Annotated in this window: 2 protein-coding genes; both read right to left on the reverse strand. The window is 73.6% G+C overall.

What is annotated here, in order from left to right:
- Nucleotides 1-332: response regulator transcription factor (locus ABZ749_RS34720; RefSeq protein WP_357235544.1), on the reverse strand; the 332-nt coding region annotated here is incomplete at its 3' end.
- Nucleotides 329-1666 (reverse strand): sensor histidine kinase, encoded by a 1338-nt coding sequence (locus ABZ749_RS34725; RefSeq protein ID WP_357235547.1) that lies wholly within the window; start codon nt 1664-1666, stop codon nt 329-331. The genes ABZ749_RS34725 and ABZ749_RS34720, both read right to left, overlap by 4 nt.
- Nucleotides 1667-1806: the final 140 nt, after the last annotated feature.

Here is a 1806-nt window from a genome sequence, read left to right on the forward strand (position 1 = left end):
CCGGCCCGCAGCGCCGCGAACAGGTAGTCGTCGCGGTCGAAGGTGGTGAGGATCAGCACCGCCGGCGCCCCGGGGCCGTCGGCGACGATCTGCCGGGTGGCCTCCAGGCCGTCCATCCCGGGCATCTCCACATCCATCAGTACGACGTCGGGGCGGGTGGCTCGGGTCATGGTGACGGCCCGTTCGCCGTCGGCGGCCTCACCGACCACCTCGATGTCGTCCTCCACCTCCAGGATGACCCGGAAGCCGGTACGGACGAGGTGCTGGTCGTCGGCGAGCAGCACCCGCACCGTCGGCCCGGCGTCACGCGCCTGCTGGCCTGCCGCGCTCATGCCGACGGCTCCGCGCCGGCTGCCGCCTGCTGCCTGTCGCTCGGCTCCCGCTGTGGGCCCATCGGTCGGTCCGGCGACGCCGCCAGGGGGAAGCGGGCGCGTACCCGCCAGCCGCCGCCGGCCCGTGGCCCGGCCTCCAGGTCGCCGTCGTGGGCGGTGACCCGTTCGCGCATGCCGATCAGGCCCAGTCCGTCGGTGTCGGCCCGCCCGCCGCCCCGCCCGTCGTCGGTCACGTCGACCTCCACCTCCCGGGCCAGGTACCGGACCCGCACGTCGAGCAGGGCCGCCTCGGCGTGCTTCAAAGTGTTGGTCACCGCCTCCTGCGTCACCCGGTAAGCCGTCTGGGAGACCGATTCGGGCAACGCGACAGGGTCGCCGTACACCCCGAGGGTGGCCGTCAGCCCGGCGGCCCGAGCCCGCTCGACCAGCTCGTCGATCCGTTCGACGCCGCCGGCCGGCGGCGTCGCGGCGTCGGTGCCGGTGGAGGTCCGCAGCACGCCGAGCATCCGACGCAGCTCGTCGACGGCGGTGCGGGCGCTCTGTTCGATGGCGGTCAGCGCGGTGCGGGCCTTGCCCGGGTCGCGGTCGAACACCCGGCGGCAGGCGGATGCCTGCACGCCCATCACCGACACGTGGTGGGCGACCACGTCGTGCAGCTCGCGGGCGATCCGGACCCGTTCGCCGAGCACCGCCCGCTCCCGGGCCTCGGCCTGCGACCGGCGCAGGTCCTCGGCCTGGGCGCGCAGCTCGTGCTCGCGGCGCGCGGCCACCCACGCGGTCTCGCCGAAGAAGTACCCGAAACCGAAGACCAGTACGTTGAGCAGCACGCCGGTGACCATCGCGGCGAGCACCGGTGGCACCGGTCCGACCGCGTCGGCGAAGGCATCCGCCGGGATGTGGTCGATCATCACCGCGTAGTAGACACCGAGCCAGGCGAACATCGTGGCGATCACGCCGATCCGCAGCCGGCGGGACAGTTGGCGGTCCTGCCCCCACGCGCCGACGGTGTAGAGGGCGCAGAACAGGGCCCACGAGGAGAACTGGGTCTCCGGGGCCGAGCGGGCCTGGGCGGCGATGAACGCCACCGCGACGACCAGCAGGGTCGCGGTCGGCCGGCGTCGTCGCCAGATCAGCGGGAGGGTCACCGCGACGGTCCAGAACAGCTGCTCAGGCCCGGACGGCGGTGGGCCCAGGAGGAACGCGCCGGTGCTGCGGGCCAGGGTCAGACTGACCAACGCCAGTCCGGTCATCCCCAGGCCGATCCAGAGGTCGTTTCGGCGCTGTTCCGCCGTCGGGCCCGGACGACGCCATTCCTCTCGCGGTGCCACGCTCATCCGGGAACGATGCCATGCCGTCCACCAGGCCCGTCGACCGGGCGGCCGCCTCACCGGCCCTGTTGGAGAACTCGCCGGTGCTCCAGCGCACCCTGGCCGTCCGCGACACCTACCTGGAGCCGCTGCACCATCTCCAGGTG

Source organism: Micromonospora sp. NPDC047753, from assembly GCF_040642735.1.
GTDB lineage: Bacteria > Actinomycetota > Actinomycetes > Mycobacteriales > Micromonosporaceae > Micromonospora.

Bases quoted from the DNA above. Each gene is read 5' to 3' on its own strand.
- ABZ749_RS34725 (WP_357235547.1), bottom strand. From the start codon at position 1,666: ATGAGCGTGGCACCGCGAGAGGAATGGCGTCGTCCGGGCCCGACGGCG.